This window comes from Paenibacillus sp. MAH-35, from assembly GCF_058135425.1.
Genome location: NZ_JBYUPU010000014.1, coordinates 43,597 through 63,960 on the forward strand (window position 1 = coordinate 43,597; position 20,364 = coordinate 63,960).

General features: G+C 51.1%; 15 protein-coding genes and 1 pseudogene. 14 read left to right on the top strand and 2 right to left on the bottom strand.

The window, feature by feature from the left end; genetic code table 11:
* The first annotated feature begins 59 nt into the window (after window positions 1-59).
* The 3 genes from AC3Y2E_RS16875 to AC3Y2E_RS16885 all read left to right on the top strand — a co-directional run bounded on the left by AC3Y2E_RS16875 (window position 60) and on the right by AC3Y2E_RS16885 (window position 2,973).
* The gene (locus tag AC3Y2E_RS16875) at window positions 60-1,196 is read left to right on the top strand and encodes a hypothetical protein (RefSeq protein WP_379212322.1); all 1,137 of its coding nucleotides are present in this window, start codon (window positions 60-62) and stop codon (window positions 1,194-1,196) included.
* A gap of 140 nt (window positions 1,197-1,336) precedes the next feature.
* Window positions 1,337-2,362: a hypothetical protein gene (locus tag AC3Y2E_RS16880; protein ID WP_379212324.1), complete on the top strand. Its 1,026-nt coding sequence runs from the start codon at window positions 1,337-1,339 to the stop codon at window positions 2,360-2,362.
* 356 nt (window positions 2,363-2,718) lie between these two features.
* Window positions 2,719-2,973, top strand: a complete 255-nt coding sequence (locus AC3Y2E_RS16885) for a hypothetical protein (protein ID WP_379212326.1) — start codon at window positions 2,719-2,721, stop codon at window positions 2,971-2,973.
* Window positions 2,974-3,556: 583 nt separating this feature from the next.
* Here AC3Y2E_RS16885 and AC3Y2E_RS16890 read toward each other — a convergent pair.
* On the bottom strand, window positions 3,557-3,946 hold the full coding sequence (locus AC3Y2E_RS16890; RefSeq protein ID WP_379212328.1) for a retroviral-like aspartic protease family protein: 390 nt from the start codon (window positions 3,944-3,946) through the stop codon (window positions 3,557-3,559).
* Between the two features lie 612 nt (window positions 3,947-4,558).
* Here AC3Y2E_RS16890 and AC3Y2E_RS16895 point away from each other — a divergent pair.
* From AC3Y2E_RS16895 to AC3Y2E_RS16905, 3 genes and pseudogenes are all read left to right on the top strand, one after another.
* The gene (locus AC3Y2E_RS16895; RefSeq protein ID WP_379212330.1) at window positions 4,559-4,825 is read left to right on the top strand and encodes a BrnT family toxin; all 267 of its coding nucleotides are present in this window, start codon (window positions 4,559-4,561) and stop codon (window positions 4,823-4,825) included.
* A gap of 2 nt (window positions 4,826-4,827) precedes the next feature.
* Window positions 4,828-5,517, top strand: a complete 690-nt coding sequence (locus AC3Y2E_RS16900; protein WP_379212332.1) for a CopG family antitoxin — start codon at window positions 4,828-4,830, stop codon at window positions 5,515-5,517.
* A 245-nt stretch (window positions 5,518-5,762) separates the two neighbouring features.
* Window positions 5,763-6,423, top strand: a pseudogene (locus tag AC3Y2E_RS16905) (LLM class oxidoreductase); the annotation flags it as partial.
* 108 nt (window positions 6,424-6,531) lie between these two features.
* Here AC3Y2E_RS16905 and AC3Y2E_RS16910 read toward each other — a convergent pair.
* A complete protein-coding gene (locus AC3Y2E_RS16910) occupies window positions 6,532-7,941 on the bottom strand; it encodes an MFS transporter (protein ID WP_379212335.1) in 1,410 nt (469 codons plus the stop codon).
* 150 nt (window positions 7,942-8,091) lie between these two features.
* On the opposite strand from AC3Y2E_RS16910, the gene AC3Y2E_RS16915 reads away from it, so the two are divergent.
* The 8 genes from AC3Y2E_RS16915 to AC3Y2E_RS16950 all read left to right on the top strand — a co-directional run bounded on the left by AC3Y2E_RS16915 (window position 8,092) and on the right by AC3Y2E_RS16950 (window position 20,180).
* Window positions 8,092-8,739: a helix-turn-helix transcriptional regulator gene (locus AC3Y2E_RS16915; protein ID WP_379212337.1), complete on the top strand. Its 648-nt coding sequence runs from the start codon at window positions 8,092-8,094 to the stop codon at window positions 8,737-8,739.
* Between the two features lie 952 nt (window positions 8,740-9,691).
* Window positions 9,692-10,645 (top strand): nitroreductase family protein, encoded by a 954-nt coding sequence (locus AC3Y2E_RS16920; protein ID WP_379212339.1) that lies wholly within the window; start codon window positions 9,692-9,694, stop codon window positions 10,643-10,645.
* A 107-nt stretch (window positions 10,646-10,752) separates the two neighbouring features.
* Window positions 10,753-11,853, top strand: coding sequence for an HD-GYP domain-containing protein (locus AC3Y2E_RS16925; RefSeq protein ID WP_379212341.1), 1,101 nt, complete (start codon window positions 10,753-10,755; stop codon window positions 11,851-11,853).
* Between the two features lie 80 nt (window positions 11,854-11,933).
* Window positions 11,934-12,593 carry a DUF1361 domain-containing protein gene (locus AC3Y2E_RS16930; RefSeq protein ID WP_379212343.1) on the top strand — a complete coding sequence of 220 codons (660 nt, stop codon included), beginning with the start codon at window positions 11,934-11,936 and terminating at the stop codon, window positions 12,591-12,593.
* Between the two features lie 233 nt (window positions 12,594-12,826).
* Window positions 12,827-14,545 (top strand): arginine--tRNA ligase, encoded by a 1,719-nt coding sequence (gene argS / locus AC3Y2E_RS16935; protein ID WP_379212346.1) that lies wholly within the window; start codon window positions 12,827-12,829, stop codon window positions 14,543-14,545.
* A 481-nt stretch (window positions 14,546-15,026) separates the two neighbouring features.
* Window positions 15,027-17,327 (top strand): ABC transporter transmembrane domain-containing protein, encoded by a 2,301-nt coding sequence (locus tag AC3Y2E_RS16940; RefSeq protein WP_379212348.1) that lies wholly within the window; start codon window positions 15,027-15,029, stop codon window positions 17,325-17,327.
* Window positions 17,324-17,920: a DUF1854 domain-containing protein gene (locus AC3Y2E_RS16945; RefSeq protein WP_379212350.1), complete on the top strand. Its 597-nt coding sequence runs from the start codon at window positions 17,324-17,326 to the stop codon at window positions 17,918-17,920. The genes AC3Y2E_RS16940 and AC3Y2E_RS16945 overlap by 4 nt, the downstream gene beginning before the upstream one ends.
* A gap of 40 nt (window positions 17,921-17,960) precedes the next feature.
* Window positions 17,961-20,180 carry an ABC transporter ATP-binding protein gene (locus AC3Y2E_RS16950; protein ID WP_379212352.1) on the top strand — a complete coding sequence of 740 codons (2,220 nt, stop codon included), beginning with the start codon at window positions 17,961-17,963 and terminating at the stop codon, window positions 20,178-20,180.
* Window positions 20,181-20,364: the final 184 nt, after the last annotated feature.

A 20,364-nucleotide genomic window follows, 5' to 3' on the forward strand; every position in this document is an offset into this window, starting at 1 on the left:
TTATTTATAGTACCGAGGATTATGAGAATACGATTCATAAGTTCTGTAGCAGTGCAAAAATGAAAGGAACAGAAGTAGAGCAGTATCGGGATCAATTGATCATTCTGGCAAAAGAGATAAAAACAAAAGAGACGGTAAGACAGACCATTTCTGGATTCAAGTATTTGGATAACTCGCTGGTTAGCTGGGTAAAGGAGACACACCGCAGTTACGGCGTGAATTTATTCGAATTTGCTCAGAGCTATACAAGCACTTTTTTTGACGAATACATTGAGCGCATTTATATCAGAGAATCGGAACATTTCTATTACATCAATCGTTACAACCATAGATACAACGATAATCCTTTTAATATGGATGTTCTTTATAGAGAGAACGAGCATCGCCCTTTTATTCATGGACGTAAAGGCGAGTTGGAAATGCTGATCATGTATGTATGGGTGTTTGAAGATGCAAGTGATGAGGACTATTGGCCTGAGTATGTAAATCTATGTATTTCGACAGGAAGAGTAAGCTTGGTAAAACGGATTAATGTGTTAGTGCCGGTAACAACGAAAGGCATGATGTACCCGGTAGATGTCAAGAGTAATATGTTATTTCTAGAAACGACAACAGGAACTATAAAGGTTGCTCCAAATGAAGCGTACATTTTGCGTCTAAGTTATGAGAAAGACAATGATTTATTGTGGAAAGACGCAGCACGACTTGATGTTGTTTTAAAGAATCTGATGGATACGTTCTCCCAATATGGGGTGCCTGACACACTAGAATTATTACCCCCACTACGGTCTCAAACCTACGGTGAAGAGGAGTTCTTCAAGCAATACTCAATTCTCGAAAAAAGTCTGAAAAAATATAAAACCATAAAAATTGCTTTAGTTAATGGACCTCAGAAGCAAAGTGGAAAGTTAAAGTATTTGATGCAAACAGCTGAGGATGTTGTAAATATCCATAAAATAGTGAAGGAAATGAAGTTTAAATTAAAGTTTACTATAGATATTTCAAGGCTGATCAAGCGGAAGAATTATAAGGGGGAATTCGAGGAAGACTTCAATCTACTTACTGAGATCAGAACGAGCATCCTCGGGATTCATTTGTCTAGGCTTCCTAGCCGAACGGGATTTTTTATAAACATCATAAAGATGGAAATACGTATTTATATAAATATGATTATCCTGAGAACTCGGATTTCTTAGGCTCATTTTCAGCGTTGCTAAATGATAACTTGAGCCGTTACTTAGTGCCTGAGGGGATTACTTCTGAAGCTGAGCTTGAAGAATTAGTTGATGATCTGCTAAGAGGTGGTTTCTCCTTTTCCGGTCAGGAGGGCGAATAGGTGGTGGTGTGGCGACATGGTTTTATAGAACTAATAGACATGAACAATTTTCCGATAAATCAGTTAAAAGAACTTGATGCATTTGAACTGCTAATACCGGAATCAATGACCAAATTTAATCAATGGCGCAAGGATATTCAAGCTGTGAAGCACAATAAGTACCTACATCCATTGATCATAGAATATCAGGATGAGGTTGCTTACCGCAAGGCCCGTGATGAAGAACATCAATTTTATAAAGAGATTGATCCATACTCGCTAAGGAATTCAAAGCTTGAAAATCGCAGGAACAAAGCTGTGTTGTTCATAAACGTATCCGGTAAGCAAGCCAATCGGGCATATGGAATTATGAATAGCTTAATTGATGCAATTAGTGAATTGGGTGGAAGGGTGGACGTATTCGCAGGAGAACAGGACAATATCCGGATACGATTACTAGACCATGAGTATTCCGCCTCATTGATCGAAATTATGGTCAAAAGACGTTCTTTTTTGTCGAAGGTACAATCTGGAGGTATGACGGGTTTGAGTCCCATGTATGAAAAGATCCCCAGTGGTTTGCTCAGAATGGAGTTCACGGAGATTCTCGGTTTCGCACACAGAAATAAAACGGCACAATCCCTTTGTTTTAATGAAACCCTGGATCGACTGTTTGAAAAACAAATAGGGGAGATTCTCACAGATTTTTTGAGAAATGCAATTGGGATAAGCGTGGCTAGACATCTAGCTGAGCGCGAATATGAGATAAAGAAAAAAGAGCAGGAACGTCTTGAAGCGATAGAAAGGGATAAGAAGCAGGAGCTTCAGCGGCTTGAAGAGTATAATCATCGCAAACAGAAACTAAAACAAAACATTGAGAATCAAATGAAGAACTGGGTAAAAGCGAACAAGTTGCGTGATTATGCCGAGGAGTTGGAACGATTTGTTGTAACATGTGAGGATGAGATAACAAAGAAATCATTCTCTACTTATATCCAATTGGTGCGGGAAGCTGCGGAGGATTGTGATCCAGTAGGGACATATTAAATAGGGTGCAGGAGTTAGAACATGGAAGCAATTAAGTCTTATTTTTCGTAAAAAGTGCAGGCAAACGCTATACGTATGTTTTATCTAAAGACTATGCTGTCTTGGCGGAATTGGCTGACGCGCCGACTTTAGGTCCGCGTTGACTAATCACCCGTGGAGGTTTGAGTCCTCTCGACCGCACCAACCTTTAAAGTAAAGGTACTTCTTTTGGGAGAATCTTTTTTTGTTTTGGTAAGCCAGGTTAATCACGCAACTGTTTTTCAATACGTAGCAGGTTCATGTTTTTGTTCCTGATTATGTTAATCGTATGGTCATGTGGGATTTTATGATAGAGTAACTACAAAGGAGTGGTATTAATGAGAAGCGCTAAAGAAGTTGATAACTTTCCGTATAACTCAAGTATAGTTTGTTATTTTGAGGTAGATAAAAATGGTAACGTGTCGCAAGTTTATCATAAGAATAAGTCGGATAGACCAAATGTTCTGGAGGCCTATCAAAGGGTTATGAATAAAACCACAACGTTGTATGCTGTTTGGCCAGGTAATTATAGAAGTGATTTGTTTATCATTGATGACCTTAATGCTTTTGCAAAGGCATTTAACTTTATTTGACCAATTATTTATTATAAGCGTTCAGCAGTTCGACCCCGTAGAGGTACTACAAACAAAACCACCGACACTCCGCGAGACCATTGTGAAACTTAAGATTTTTGGTAAGTAAAGTGGTAACAAAAAAATGCGGAACTATCCGGATTTTCGGACAGAGTTGCATTATTATGGGTGCTTCCGGTGGTTTTATGACCGATTGGGATTCAAAAATGTATTTCGTTGCTCCGTTAAAATTTGTCGATGGTAGTGGAGCAGGGCTGATTTGAGTGTCGTTCTCTCCGAGTTCTCTCAAACGTCCGAACCTGGTTACTTTTTGATGATTTTCCGAGACGCCTTGTGGCTATAGGAAAAGGCGATGTAAAACGCCGAAACCCCTGAATCTACAAGATTTTTCGCGGTTTTTTGGTTCCCCTGAATGAACATGATGATTTCCGCTTGGCTCCCTTTAGCCTGCGCGATTCAGGTTCTAGTGGGGTAACAGCCGTGGAGGTTCGAGTCCTCTCGACCGCATATCTAAAGCAAGGCCCTTCGATTAAGTTCGAAGGGTTTTGCTTTTTTCCGATTTGAAGCCTTTTTTACTTTTGTGTTACTTCTCTAAAATTAAGGCCAGCTGCTTCAAATCAATCACAGCATGTAACTTCATAAGAATATCAAGTCCGAGAAGTCCATTAATGTTGCCCTGAGGGTCGATAATTCCAAAATCCAACTTCATTTTGCTAAGACTTACTGACCCAAGATGGATTTCTTCAACCTGCTTGGAGAAAAAGTTGTGCAGGCTCCCGCCCACGCCATAGAAAGAATGTACATAATCGTCAAGCTCCGCAAAAATTCCTATTTCCTCGACGACATCGGGGGAAATAATCGTTTCCGCAGCTCCAGTATCAACCACAATATTATCAACTACAATTGATTTCCCTCGAAAGAAAACCTCCATTGAAGTGAACAAAAGCCCGTCTCTATACTCGATGTTTGTCATATTGACCCCTGAAGCCAAACAAAGGCTTGATTTGAATTTCGATTTTTTCTTTGCCCGTATGGTATACGATTACATCGTCTCTGGAGCGGACCAACTCCCTGGTTGCTTCCCTTTGGTCGTCAAAGGCTTGGATAACGGCCATATCGTCAATATATCGTACCTGGTTTTCAATGTGAGACTTTAAGATGTGGAGTTTAACGAATCGTTCGGGATACAGTTTTCGGACTTCATTCCAATTCATTGTACAAGACCTCCTAACTAAAGCGCTTATAAACTAATACTACCATTAACAAAGGGGATGTGCCATGTCGACTAGGGACTAACAGGTAAGATTTAAGTATGTAGATATGTTGTGAAATTATAGAAGGATTTGGTTGCTACTTAGCGAACTTTTTGTTTCATTATCTTAAAATAAGTCTGCGAATATCAGAAACGATATCACTGTGTATTTATTAGAGAGAAGCCTGACGCTGTTCTTTATTCAGCAGAAACTCAAAAAGACGTGATATTTATTAATTTTCAATGATAAGCTCCTGTAAGCAATCCCTTTTTTGTATAAAAAAGTGTTACAATTGTATATACTAAAAAATATAAATGGTCAGGGGAAGCTGAGTGTCATTATTCATTTGGGACGAAGAAAACGTACAACACATTTCACGTCACAATGTTGAACCGTTTGAAGCAGAAGATGCTTTGATGGACCCGCAGCGTATAAAATTTTCAGCCCACAGCGGTAACTTGGGTATTATCGGTTCTACAGAAGGCGGAAGACGGTTGGTCGTAATTTATTTAAAGAAAATAAATAGAAAAATACGAGTGATAACCGCACGGGATGCCACCGAGTCTGAGGCCAGAGCTTATAGAAGGAGGAATCGATAACTATGAAAATTATCACTTCAAGAGACCAGATTCCGGAACATATGAGTGATGCAGAAGCAGCGGATTTCTGGTCGAACCACACCTTGAGCGATGAACTGTTGGAAACTTCCATTATTGAAGAAGAGGATCACGACTTGCCAAAGAGAAAATCCGCAACTATTTCCATTCGTCTTGACGAGGATTTGCTCCTGCGCATTCGCACTTTGGCTAAGATGAGAAATAAGGGTTATCAAACGCTTATAAAAGAATTTTTGATTGAACGCACCTATGAGGAGGAAAAGAAAGCGCCTCGTTTTAGAGTGGGGAGCCCGGTTCCCCATACGACCGTCGATCAACTGTCTATGGAACGTCAATTGGAAATGGTCTTTGAAGAATTGCGGCAGCAACTGTCCCAATTAGTTTCCGGGACCATTTATGCGCAAATCCGAAACAATATTATCGGCAAATTCGGTATTCGAACGAATCCTTTGGAGGAGACGGACAGCCAAGTCGAGACGAAGACGCAAGGATTGACGGAATTGCAGCAGCGTTTATTACTAAAGAAGGCGATCGAAGTGCTCAAGTACAAGACGAACTGGACGCACGGTGAGGTTTGTTTCAACTTTGCATTACAGCACAACGAACTGAGAGCAAGCGTTCAATTTGAGTCGAACTACAGCTTGTCGAAGCAGTCCATACAGAAATCTATCTAATCTGGATATACATGCGGATTTAAGCGGACTCATTAGAAGAAGTCGCTAAAAATAAAACAAAGTTGCTCCGGTCTTCAAGTTAAAAGCCGCCTCGGTAGGCTGCTAGGAAGCCTTTGTTGCTTTTTCACTACTAGAATCCTTAACAAGCCATAATTGAAGACTAATTCTTCACGATTTCGATCTTTTCGCCCACACCATGGATGTTAGAAAAAGGGTGACTGAGCAGATGGAGAACGAGGCAGCCTGGCCCGCTTACGATGCCTGCCTACGAATCGGGAACGATTCCGCTGTTTCAAGCGGGCGGTTCGGATATCGGGCGGGATTTCGCTTCTTCGGTAGCGGACGCTATTTTTGCGGCGATCTGAGAAGAAGAGCGGAGGAGCACGGGCGTAGTGCGGACGCGAAGTATTGCCGGGGCTGTACTATTTCCTGGCCGATACCCGCGAGGAAGCGCAGGCGTTATTCGAAGCCGCGAACGCGCACTTCAGCGTCGAACGCAGACATGCGGCGCTCAAGTCCGTACTGGGTCTTGATCTAACCGGCTGCCATCTGAAGGACCGGGTAAGCGAAGAGATGCTTCCCGACCCGGATCAGCCGGTCCGCAGCAGAACGCACACCGAGCTGCTCCGCCGGTACATCAGAAACCACCAGCCTACCGTAGCGGAAGTTCTGGCAAGGCCGGAAGTCGTCGGATCGGCACACTGGGTATCGGTCGGAACGGTTGAGGATGTGCTGAACGATATTATACAGCGGTTCGACGCGGGCGCGATCGACGGATTTATAGCTCTTCCGGGCGGTTCGGAAACGTCGATGGCGTGGTTTTTCGGCAAGCTGATGCCAATGCTTGTGGAGCTCGGCTTGTTCCGGTATACGGGCTCGACCTTGAGGGGGCGTTTGACTCGTTGAACCGGCTTTTCCGCCTGAAGCTTCTCCCCCGCGCAGACGCCTTCCATCCACTTCGACAAGTGGTTTGGAAGGCGTCTTCCGTTTCCCCGCACAAGGGCGGTTATGTGATTACGTGGACGTCTGGTTGGCAGGTTGGCTGGCCGGCTGATGGACCGGCTGACCCCGTTTCGTTCGGACGCTCGCCACCAGACTGAGCAATACCAAGGCGAGGTTAAACATCATGGCAGCGGTGATTCCGGCCTGCATGGACATCCCGCCGGTCTGGGTCAGGGCCACGATCGCGCCGCCGATTCCGACCGCTACGCCGGGCGTAAACGAGTCGGCAAACTGCAAGCTGCCGGAAACTTGACCGGACTCCCCCTCCTTGGAGAAGGAGAACGCCACGGTACCGCTCGTCGTATGAGCCAGGCCGATGCCGATGCCGGCCACGATCTCGCCGAGTATCGCGAGCCAAATGTTAAGCACAGGCACCCAAGCCATAATTCCGATCCCGGCGATCATCAGCAGAATGCCGGCGATGATCCGTTTATTCCGGCCCCGACCTTGATCCGCCGCATCCCAGCGGGCTTGCAGAATCGCCACGATACACCAGCTGAGCGCAGCGCAGGCCACGATAAGTCCGGCTCTGTCGGCCGCCAATCCTTTCGTATCCGTTAAGGCGAGCACCAGGAAGTTCTGCGTACATACATAAGCGGCGAAAAATAATCCGCGCGAGGCGATCAGGGAAGACAGTCCTGCGCGAAAGATCAACGTTCCGGACGGAAGCAGCTTGCGGAGAGGCTGCGCCATAAGAGCGAGACCGACAATCAGCAGCGCGATCCCCAGCGCCTTGGGCAGCATGCCCAGGCCGCTCAGAAAAAGACCGGTGCCGATCGCCAGCAGAACGGAAAGCCCGATGACGCCCGTTTCGTTTTTCTCTTGAACGACGGGCATCTTGAGTTTCCGGAAAACCGGCAAGCTGAGGAGAACCGCCAGCAGCAGAAACGGAAGAACCCCCCAAAAAACGAACCGCCATGAAAAATGTTGGGCGATCAGGCCGGCCACATAAGGACCGAGCATCGAAGGCAGCACGTAGGCTGTACCGAGAGCGCCCAATATTTTGGCGCGCAGCTCATCCGGGTAGCTTAATGAAATCGCCGTATATATGCAAGTGTACATGGCGCCTGCGCCGAAGCCTTGCAAGGCGCGTGAGCCGATCAGGACATACATGTCGGTAGCGACGGCTGCGAGCACGAGACCGGCCGCGAACAACAAGATGGCGATCGTAAATAACGAAGCGGGACCTTTCCGGTCGATTTGCCTGCCGATAACCAGCGTGCCGACGATTTGTGCAAGCAGATAAGCACTGAATATCCATCCGAACAGATGGATTCCATTCAGATCGCCGGCAATGGCCGGGGCGACCGTCGTTACGGCCAGCCCCTCGAAGCCGATCGTCATGGCCGCCAGGATGATGCCGATCGATAATGCCACATAACGCGGGCCGAAAATGCTTTGCGCAGAAGACAACCTGTTCACCCTCCATCGAGTAATCTGGGTTTTCCTGTATCCGGATACTTTATAAACAAAGATCTTTACAAACAAAATATACCTGGATTTTGACTTTGTCAATATTCTTCTTTATAATCTAGATAGTGATAAAGTTAAAAAAGATTGGAATGAGACTCAATGAAACCGCACGCTAAAGACGGAGCCGAACGAACAAGAAGAGCCATTATCAAGCTGCTCAAACAGAATGGGTCTATGGATGCCCATCAGTTGGCTGTCCAGCTCGGGGTTACCGCTATGGCTGTGCGGCAGCATTTGTATGATTTGCAGGAGCAAAAGCTGGTCACATTCACAGAGGAAGCCAGAGCGATGGGGCGTCCGGCCAAGATGTGGACGCTTACTTCCGAGGCGAATCGGCTGTTTCCGGACGGGTACGCGGATCTTACGGTCAGTCTGATCGAATCGATGAAAGAAGCGTTCGGCGACGAAGGGCTGGAGAAGCTGCTGGAGATCCGCAACCGCAAGCAGGTGCTCGATTACCGGGGCAGGGCGCCGGCGGATCTTCCGCTGAAGGACAAATTGGCAGCGATCGCCGAAGCACGGACGGCTGAAGGCTATATGGCGGATGTCGTCGAGAATGCTGACGGCTCTTATCATTATGTGGAGAAGCATTGTCCGATCTGCGAGGCGGCCAAGGCATGCACCAATCTGTGCTTGAAAGAATTGGAGATGTTCCAGGACGTCCTGGGAAACAAGGTGGAGATTACCCGGGGCGAGCATATCATAAAAGGCGACAACCGGTGCGTGTACAGAGTGGTACCCGAGTAAGCGAGGCTTTGCGCATAGGTCCTGAACCGATGGCCTTGCGTATGATGGGCCGGGAAATTCTTTCAAGAAATGTCCGCCCTAAGGCGGACATTTCTTGCAGGATCAGGAAGTTCAAGTTGTTCACCGTGGTAAAGTGGAAAATTGGAAAAGGATCAATGCTGTCGACGAGAGAATCGCCGGCCGCCGGGACGGTGTCCCTTCATGATGTCGTTTGAGTCAGCAAGTGTCGCAAGTCGACTTTCGTGGCTGTTCGAACTTCCTGCCCTACTTCAAAGGGGAGGGTACAACGAATAGGAGCGGTTTGTACCCTCTATTCTGTGCAAACCTGCATGGATGGAGGAAATAAGAGCGGTTTGGAGCCGCTAAAACCGGCGGAAAGGGTGCAGATGCGACGAGTTGGTTGAAATAAGGGGTGCAAACCGCTTCTATTCGTTTCGTTTTTTGGAACAGGCCGAAAATAGAGGCTCCCAAAGACTCTTAAATGGTTTAGAACCTGCGCGCATACGTTTTGGCGAAGGCGGACACGACCTGCACGCAAGCAAATGTTTACGAGCCGCCTCTAGCGTCGAGTTGATCAATGCGGAAGACTACTCGTAACAAATCTCAAGAGGGAATGGGCACCGGGCGGAAAGTTTGCATGTGAATTTGACAGAAGCTTCGCCAGCACTACACTCGGGCCGCATTCGAAGCCGGGTTGGTACCGCCAGATCTAACGAGACCGACCGATTTCCACGAGCGGCTGGAGTGAAGGTACCCGTTCACCTCCGTATAGGTTAGCTCACCAGAGGACAATCCGGACGCGGTTTTACCGGAAACTTTTCTAACGAGGTCTGCTTACCCAAGTTCCGGTATCGCTTTTCGTTATGGATGGAGATGGCCTGATCGGAGCCGTCTGGTTTGATTTGTCAATTTAATATTGATAATGATTATCATTATCGTTATAATAGGGGGGATGAATCGGACCGAAAGGGTTGAAGCGTATGTCAAACGAGCAAACGTTAAACAAACGTTCAACTTCCTATCCTCCCTCCCGCAATTGATCCGGGAGAGACGAACGATACGCAAATATACGGCTGAATCTCTCCAGGCCGGGCCAATTGCGGAGTTGCTCCGAACGGCGTCAGCCTTGCCGCCATACATAAGGGGCGGCCAGCCGGCTTGCCGGTTTCTTTTGTTTGTCAGCGAGGAGGGCAAGCAAAAAGCCGCCAAAGCGATATTGGACTGTTACGCCGAGCAAAAAAAGTATAGATGGGTTCCGCAGGCGATCCGCAAATTGATGGAAGACCGGTCCGTTAAAATCCCCGCATTTATAATCGCAGTAACCGCACGGCAGGCCGCCCGTGGAGAAGATGACGATTTTATAAAGGAGCTGGACCGAATGACCCGATATGCTGCATTTCAGAGCGGCACGCCCGTTCGCCAATATGCCGAACGCCCGATTCAGCGGGAGCACATCCTGGATATGCTGGAGAGCGCGGTATGGGCTACCAATCATAAATTAAGGGAGCCGTGGCGTTTTATATACGCGGAAGGAGAGAGAAAGCGAGAACTGGCCGGAACATTCGATTCGGCCCGGCATGGAGAACTGCAGCAGATGCTGTCGGACGCATCGGCTGCGCTGCTGGTCACTTCGAAGAAACAAGCGAACCGGCAAATGGATCAGGACGATTTCACCGCCGTATGCTGTCTGATTACGAATATTCAACTGCTCGGCTCGGACAAAGGGCTGGACGTTTACTGGGACGTAGCCGATTATACGGATTGCCCCGGGCTGCGTGCCTTCGCCGGGATCGGGGACGACGAGCATCTCGTAGGGGTGCTGGCAATCGGTTTTCCGGACGACCGCTTCCATGCCGGCGGGCAGGCGGGGGATGCAGCCGTTCACCCTGCATTGAGGTTTTTGTGACGAGCCGATTTGAATATCATATTTAATGAAGATTTCAACATGCTTTAATCCCGATTGCCGGCCGTCTCGGGTACAATGGAGTTGCTCCCGTAAGGAGGAGAACCTTCATGGATCATCGCATGCTATCTATTAACGAATCGCTGCTCGGCAAAAGACTGCGTCAAGATATGACTTCGCAGGAAGGCGTGCTCGTGCTGCCGGCCGGGACCGTTCTGAATAAAATTCACTTGGAAACGATAGCCGGTCACGGACTGCAGCTACCTGTAAACGAGGTGGAAGAAGTCGGACCGTATGCAGATCTGTCCGCCGGAGGCTCGCACCACGCGGAAATCGAAGAAGCGGTCGGCATCGTCCGCGAAGCGTTCGAGCAGATGCGGCTTTCCAGACAAATCCCGCTCGCCGGCATTCGCAGCCGGGTCATCCCGCTGATCCGTTCGTCAACCGGGAAGCTGCCCTTGTTCCAGCTGCTGGCTACGCTGCAGGCGAAGGACGATTATTTGTACCGGCACAGCGTAGCGGTCGGGGCGATCTCGATGCTGCTCGGCAAATGGCTGGACCTCGGCGAGGCGGAGCTGCTGCAGCTGACTACAGCCGCGATCCTTCACGACGCCGGCATGACGCAGATAGCATCCGAACTGCTGATCAAACCGGAGAGACTGACCGAGGACGAGTACGATACGATGAAGCGGCATACGCTGCTCGGGTACGACATGATCAAGAAGACGGTCGGGGCGACGCATCGGCAGGCGGCCGTAGCGTTACAGCATCATGAGCGGATCGACGGCAGCGGTTACCCGTTCGGACTGAAAAGCGGCAAAATCGACCTGTTCAGCCGCATCGTAGCCGTCGCCGACGTTTTCCACGCCATGTCGTCAAAGACGGAATACCGCAACCCGTCGCCGGTATACCGGGTGCTCCAGCAGATGGAGAGCCATGCGTACGGGACGTTTGATCCGGCCGTCGTAGCCGTACTTATCCGGAAATTTATGCAGGCGCTGCTCGGTTACAAGGTCATGCTCACGGACGGAACGGAAGGCAAAATCGTCCTGATTCATCCTCACCACCAGACGCGTCCTCTCGTTCAGACAAACGACGGTTTCATTGATTTAAGCAAAGACTACAACATTCAAATCGAGCAGGTTCTGGCCCGTCACGAGACGGAGGCAGAGTCCAACTTGCAGGCAGCGGCTCCCGGCAGCGGATCTTGATCCGTACCGGGAGTTTTTGCGCTTTACCGGCTAATCCGGTATGATGATAGCAACCATTTTCTAGGAGAGGGGAGAAGAGATTGGACGATCGCTGGTCCCGCCCGGTTCTGTGGGCATTAATCGCGTCAAGCGTCCTCTGTGCGGCGATGGTCGGCCTGCGTATCGCTTATACCGGCGAGGGGACGTTCAGGTGGCTGATAGTTCCGAATCTGCTGCTGGCCTGGGTACCTCTCGCTGCTTCCCGCCTCGCTTGCCGCACGCTGGCCGGCGGCCGCAAGCCCGGATTGCTTGCTGCGGCGTGGGGGCTTGTCTGGCTCGCTTTTTATCCGAACTCTTCTTATATCGTGACGGATCTGATTCATCTGAGCTGGGCAAGCGGTAAGACGACCTTGTACTTCGACTTGTCGGTTAACATGCTGGCTGCGATGCTGGGCTGGTTTCTGGGGGCGATCTCGTTGTACGGACTGCACCTGGAGGCGCTCCGGCGCGTCGGACCGGTTGCGGGTCATCTGTTCGCGGCGGTTGTCTTGCTGCTGGGGGCGGTTGGCGTTTATCTGGGACGCGTGCTGCGCTGGAACAGCTGGGATCTGGTGACGCGCCCCTGGAGGATCGCGGCCGATTCGCTAGAGATTGTGCATCGGCCGGATGCGCTGCTGTTTATACTCGCATTCGGCTTGTTTACGGGAGCCGTGTACGCCATTTTTTATCATGTGGCGAGACCGCCTCGGACAGGACGATAAGAAGACCGATAGCCTGCCAAAGCGCGCTTTACTTCGCCAAGTCGGTTCTCTATAATGGAAAAAAAGATAGGAAGGCGATTGTTCCAAGCGTCAGCACCCCGTTCGGGGTGTTTTTGCTAGACGAAAGCGAATGGAGGACGGATGACTTCCGAACGGCTTCGCAGGAACAATCGCGGCGAACCGGAAAGCTGGTTACCGGGACCAGACACTCGTATATAAAGGATGGAGAACAAATGAGAGAGTATAAACAAACGGTGGCGGCTCTGGTTGCCTCGGCGATGGAAGGCTTGGACGCCGCCGCGATCGAGTCGATGCTGGAGGTGCCGCCCAACGCGGAGATGGGCGATCTGTCGCTCCCTTGCTTCAAGCTAAGCAAAGCGCTGCGTCAATCGCCGCAGCAAATCGCCGAGCGGCTCGCAGGTTCGCTGCCGCAGCATCCTTCGATTGCGGAGACGAAGGCCGTATCGGGATATTTCAACGTATTTCTGGATAAACGTTCGTTTGCCGCAGGTGTGCTCCGCGCGGTAGAGCATGACGGAGAACGGTTCGGAGCGAGCGAGCTGGGCAAGGGCAAAACGATCGTGATCGATTTCTCCTCGCCAAATATCGCCAAGCCGTTCCACGTCGGCCATTTGAGATCGACGGTGATCGGCAACGCGTTGTACCGGATTCACCGGTTCCTCGGCTATGATTGTGTCGGGATTAACCATCTGGGCGACTGGGGAACGCAGTTCGGCAAACTGATTACCGCCTACAAGCTGTGGGGAGACGAGCGTCAGGTCGAGGAAGGCGAGATCGAAGAGCTGATGCGGCTGTACGTGAAGTTTCACGATGAGGCGGAAGCGAGACCGGAGCTCGAGGACGACGCGCGCGCCTGGTTCGTCAAGCTGGAGCAGGGCGACGAAGAGTCGCTGCGGCTGTGGCGCTGGTTCAAGGAGATCAGCTACAAGGAATTTAACCGGATCTACGGGCTGCTTGGCGTCACGTTCGATTCAGATGCGGGCGAAAGCTTCTATAACGACAAGATGGGCGCGGTCGTCGACGAGCTGAAGGAGAAAGGGCTGCTGGAGGAAGACCAAGGCGCTTATCTCGTCCGGCTCGACGAATATAACATGGCTCCGGCGCTTATTTTGAAAAAAGACGGAGGCACCCTGTATCATACGCGGGATATAGCGGCTGCGCTGTACCGCAAAAAAACGTACGATTTCGACAAGGCGATTTATGTGACCGATTATGCGCAAAATCTGCACTTTGCCCAGTGGTTCAGAGTCATCGAGCTGATGGGCTACGACTGGGCGAACCGGCTCGTGCATGTGGCGTTCGGGCGCGTCAGTCTCGAAGGCGTCCGCTTCGCGACGCGCAAGGGCAACGTCGTGCTGCTGGAAGATTTGCTGCGCCAGTCGATTGACAAGACGCGGGAAATTATCGACAGCAAAAACCCGTCGCTCGAAAATAAAGACGAAGTCGCGCTGCAGGTCGGCGTCGGCGCGGTTATTTTCAACGATTTGAGCAACAACCGGATCAAGGACATCTCGTTCTCCTGGAAGGACGTGCTCAACTTCGAAGGCGAGTCCGGTCCGTACGTGCAATACACATATGCCCGCGCACGCAGCGTTCTTCGCAAGGCGGAAGCGGCCGGCGGCGGTCTTGCGCCTTCGGTCGAAGATATCGACGCGGCGCTGCTGGACAACGCGGAAGCGCAGCAGGTGCTGAAGGAGCTGGCGGCGTTCCCGGATAAAGTGATGCAGGCGATGGAAAAACTGGAACCATCGGTCGTCAGCCGCCATCTGATCGATATCGCGCAAAGCTTCAACCGGTTCTACCACGAATGTCCGATTCTCGTGGACGATCCCGGGCTTCGTGCGGCGCGCCTTGCGCTTGTGCGCTCGTTGTGCACGGTGCTGCGCACCGGCATGAGCCTAATCGGCATGCAGTCGCCGGAGCGCATCTAGCTCTCCTTTGCCGCAATGTTTTTCCTGAGCAAGAAACGGTGATCGCACAGACCGTTAGAGGGCATCAGGCAAGGTGCCTTGCTGAAGCTAAGCTTGGCTTTCCTGCTTCGTTATGAACGAACAGCTCGATTGATTGAACAGTCGGCCCCATTCAAGGGGCCTTCTTTTGTTTTTTTCGGATACATTTATTAATAACACGAGGAGCTAAAACTTTTGTTGCTTACAAACGCACGTTCTGGTAATCTTTGTGTGGGAACAAATGTTTGGGATTCTTTTATCTTGCTTCAACGAACCCGGACGTTCCCCGTTTCGCCGTAATCTTTCGTTAAAGTAGGAACGGCGGAGAAGCTTCGACTTAAGTCGTAAAACGACTCGATTACATGTTGTTTATCAAAGATTTTTTCCCTTTTCGGATCGGCGCAGACGTTGTATGATTGGTGTTATGTACCAAAAAAATTCCAATTTGCAGGGATTTGGAGAGATGATGAGGACACTTCCAAACGAAATGGTAACCGTACTTGCGCAGAACCGGAGAACGGCGGACGAGATCGTCTACTGGATGGTCTGCGATCGGACGACGGAAGGCAGCTTCGTGGATACGTACTTGCTGCTCAGCCGGGAATCGTTGACGATTGTGTCGAGCGGCGGGCAGCCGTCCCAAGAGAAAAACTACAAAGGGTTCGTCCGGAAACAAAAGGACAAAGTATCTCTGAAAACGGTCTCATCCGGACCGTGGACGATGGAATCGATCCGGCTCGATCAACTGGATGCCGTGTCGGTCGTCAATCTTGTCGCTTCGGGGATGATCGTTGTCAAGGAGGAGGGGAAGGAAAAGGTTGTCGCCGCTTTTACGAACGAGCATATGAGCCGTGCGGCGAAGCTGACCACGCTGTTCAAAAAGCTGAAGAACAACGAGGAGATCGACAGCCAGGAATTAGCGGAAGAGGAATCGGCCTCTTGTCCGAAGTGCGGGATGATCTACCCGGATAAAGGCCGGAAGGTATGCCCGAAGTGCATCAAGAAACATGCGATCTTTACGAGACTGCTGTCGTTTGCGGGGAAGTACAAGGTTTCGATCTTTTTCATCGTCCTGTTTATGCTGCTGAACTCGGGCACGGGACTTGTCATTCCTTACTTGCAGGGTACGATCCTGTTCGATCAGGCGCTTGGAGGAGAAGGGACGTTCGCCGGGAAAATCGGTCTGGTCGTCCTGCTCATTGTCGCCTTTCGCACGTTATCGCTGCTGTTCGGCGTGTTCTTCGGAATGATTATCGCCAAAACGGCGGCTCTCGTATCGTTTGACCTGAAGTCCAGCGTGTTTTCGTCGATGCAGCGGCTGTCGCTTAACTTTTTCCAGAGGAAGCAGACCGGACAGCTGATGACCAGGGTGAATAATGATGCGACCGAGCTCCAATATTTCTTCGTTGACGGGCTGTCGTATTTTATCGTCAATGCGATGAATATTATCGGGATTACCGCCATATTGCTTGTTATGGACTGGAAGCTTACGCTGTTATGTTTCCTGCCGCTGCCGATCGTCTTTTATATCGTCCGCAAAGTGTTTCCGAGACTGTGGAGGCTGTCGTGGAGAAGACACCGGAAGGTGAGCGCGCTGAACTCGATCATCAGCGACACGATCCGCGGGACGAGGGTCGTCAAAGCGTTCGGCAAGGAGCAGCAGGAGATAGAGCGCTTCCAAAAGGCGAACCTGTCGTTCTCGCACGCCGAGCAGACGGTTAACAAGATGGGCGGAACCGTATTCCCGGTACTGAACCTATTGACGCAGACAGGCGGAATTCTCATCTGGGCGTTCGGCGGCTGGATGGTGATGAAGGATCAGTTTACGTTCGGTCAAGTGCTGACGTTCGTCAATTATATGTATATGCTGTACGGCCCGATTCAGTTTATGAACAATATCGTCAACTGGTGGTCCCACTGTATGTCGGCGGCCCAGCGCATCTTCGAGATCCAGGACGCGGTTCCGGAAGTGGCGGAGAAAAAGGACGCCGTCGAGCTGACCGAGATGAAGGGCGATATCGTCGTCCAGAACGTTGTTTTCGGCTACGAGCCGAACAAGGCGATTCTGAAAGAGGTGTCCATGCAAGCGAAGCCGGGCCAAATGATCGGAGTCGTCGGCCATTCCGGAGCGGGCAAATCGACGCTCGTCAATCTGATCTCCAGACTGTACGACGTCAATGAAGGCGAGATCCGGATCGACGGCATCAATGTGAAAGATATGACGACTGCGTCGCTTCGCAAACATATCGGCATCGTCTCGCAGGACGTCTACGTGTTCTCCGGCAGCATCGCCGAGAATATCGCTTACGCCGATCCTGAATGCACCGTAGACGATATTATTTATGCGGCGAAGATCGCCAACGCCCACGATTACATCGAGAAGCTGCCTGACGGCTACGATACGATTATCGGCACAGGGGGGTACAATTTGTCCGGCGGCGAGAAGCAGCGGCTGTCGATCGCGCGCGCGATCCTTCATAATCCGAAGGTGCTAATACTCGACGAAGCGACGGCTTCACTGGATACGGAGACGGAGCTGCAAATCCAGGAGGCGCTCGATTCGCTAATCAAGGGCAGAACGACGATCGCGATCGCGCACCGGCTGTCCACGCTGAGAAATGCCGATTACCTCGTCGTGATGGATCACGGCAAAGTCGTTGAAGCCGGGACGCACGATGAGCTGATGGCGAAAGAAGGCACCTATCACGGTCTTGTGAAAAAGCACGATGAGGCATTGAAGATGAAAGAGGTGGTTATCGCATGACGACTACGGCTGCGGTTACGGAAGCAAGCCCGGAGGAGGAAAAAAAGGAAGAGGTGCCGATAGGCCAGGAGCAGACCGGGAGCAAAGAGTCGGATCTCGCCGATGCGGCCAAAATCCGCTACTTGACGAAAGACAACACCTCGTTCAAGAAAACGCCCGGCAATATGCTGACGGTAACCGTTGACGGCGAAGAAACGCCTTCCGTGTACGTGCATTGCTCGTTCCCGCATACGAACAAGCGGATCTACATTTCGATCCGGACAATTGAGAATAAAGAAATCGGAATGATCCAATCGCTGGACGACTTTCCGAAGGAGACGGCCGATCTGCTTGAGGAACAGGTGAAAATCCGGTATTTCGCTCCCGAGATTACGAAAGTGGTCAAGATCAAAGAGGAGTTCGGCTACTCCTACTGGGAGACGGAAACGACCGCCGGGCTTTGCCGGTTCACCGTACGGGGCGGCGGAGGCAATGTGAAGCTGGTATCGGAAAGCCGGCTTCTCATCTCCGATGTCGACGGCAACCGGTTCATCATCCCCGATCTGGAGAAGCTGACCGACAAGGAATACCGCATGGTCGAGATGTGCATGTAGGCAAACGCAAACGCACTTCCTAAGAAAATCGGAGGCTGAAATGAACTTAAATTATACGCTCTCGCAGCAGGATATGCATGCCGCCCAGCATGCCGTCGGGGAGCCTATCGCCTATTGCGTCCCTGCCGACCTGTCTTTGAGCGGACAGCGAACGCCGGGCTATCTGGTCATCGGGACGGAGAAGTGGGCTTATGTCGAGCAAGGGCAAACTCTCTCCAGCGGCGTAATCTCGTCAGGAACGGAATACAAAATCGTCCCGCTGATCGGCAATGCCGTGCTCGAAACGGTGGAAAACGGCACGAAGCGGATCATCGTCCGGGTGACGATGCAGCATGCCGCCAGATACGGGTATATCGCCAAAGTTTTGAACGACATGTCGGCCAAAAGCAAGATCCGCATCTACAATAACGAGGAGGAGGCCATCTGCGTCAAGTGCGGAGGGCCTCTCATCTCCGGCACGAGAGTATGCCCGAAATGCATGAGCAAGGCGGCGGCGTTCAAGCGGCTGCTCGGAGTATCCAAGGCGCACTGGCCTCTGCTCGGCCTCGGTCTGGTCGTCTTGTTCATCTCCGCCGGACTAGCGCTGCTCGGACCGTATTTTCAGAAGGTGCTGATCAACTCGGCTTTGCAGCCTCCGGAAGGACAAACCGGGAGCATCCCGATGTTTTTCTACGCTCTCGCGGGGATGCTGGCCGTCCTCGTGTTCGGCGAGCTGCTCGGGATTGCCAAAAGCCGGATCATGGCCGGTGTCAGCTCGGGCATCGCAGCGGATCTGCGGAAGATGGTGTACGACAAAATCCAAAACCTGTCGCTCGGGTTTCTCACCTCGCAGCGGGCCGGAGATATGATGAACCGGATCTCGTCTGATACGGACCGGATTCGCCACCTGATTCAGGAGCTGTGTACGACCGCGATCTTCCAGCTGATTATGCTAGCGTCGGCCACGTATCTGCTGTTTCATGCCGACTGGAGACTTGCGCTTGTTGTGCTGCTGCCGGCGCCGATCGTAGCGGTTCTCCATATGTACATTTGGAAATTCGTCATGTGGAAGCTGTTTCACAAGCAGTGGAGAATCTACGACAAATCGAGCACCTTCCTGCATGACGTGCTGAGCGGAATCCGGGTGGTTAAGGCGTTCGGCAAGGAAGAGACCGAGATCCGCAAATTTAAAAAATACAACGGCGACTTTATGCGGGCTTCGATCAAAACCGAAAAAGTGTTCAGCATTTTGTCGCCTGTAACCAACTACTTGATCCAGCTCGGACAGTATCTGGTCTTGATGATTGGCTGTACGATGATATTGAATAAGCAGATGTCGCTCGGGGAACTGATCCAGTTTACGATGTACGCCGGGATGATCTTCGGCCCGATCTCGTGGCTGATGTTTATGCCGAGATGGGTCGCCAATGCGGTCATCTCGGTGGACCGGGTGTTCTCGGTAATCGACGAGCAGCCGGAAGTGCTGGATACGGAGTCTTCGGTCAACCATCCGATCCGCGGCTCGATTCAGTTCCAGGACGTCATCTTCGGCTACAAATCGTATGAACCGGTGCTGAAGGACATTAACTTCGAGGTCAAGCAGGGAGAGATGATCGGTCTCGTCGGACATTCCGGCTCAGGCAAATCGACGCTGATCAATCTCGTATCCAGGTTTTACGACGTGACGGAGGGGCGCATTCTGATTGACGGCATCGATATCCGTTCGATTCGTCAGGAAGAGCTGCGACAGCAGATCGGCGTCGTCCTGCAGGAGACGTTCCTGTTCAGCGGCACGATCTTCGACAACATCCGGTATTCCAAGCCGGACGCGACGTTCGAGGAAGTGATCCAGGCGGCGAGAGTGGCGAATGCGCATGACTTTATTATCCGACTGCCGGACGGTTATGATACGAAGCTGGATGAGAACGGCAACAATTTGTCCGGCGGAGAACGGCAGCGGCTTGCGATCGCAAGGGCGGTGCTGAACAATCCACGTATCCTGATCCTGGACGAAGCTACGGCTTCGCTCGATATCGATACGGAGACGGCGATTCAGGAAGCGCTCAAGCGGGTGACCCGGAATCGGACGACGATCGCGATCGCCCACCGGCTTTCCACCCTGCGTAATGCGGACCGGCTGCTCGTGCTCGAGAAAGGGAAAATCGCCGAGATCGGCACGCACCATGAGCTGATGGAAAACAAAAGCATTTACTACAAACTCGTAACGGCGCAAAGAAATATGGCGAAGCCGAAAGCGGGAGTCGAGGAACGGGCGGTGTAGGACGTTTGGTTGGTGTCGACCGACCGCCGTCATTGCCGCAAAGAAACACCGTGGGCCGGGATGCCGGGGAGCAACCCGCGTGCGATAGATCGGCCCGACGTGCGGCAAAGCTGTACGTTGAGTGAGCCGTACTTCATCTTGCTATCAAGTACAACACAAAATAGAAGAAGCGGAAGAAATGAAG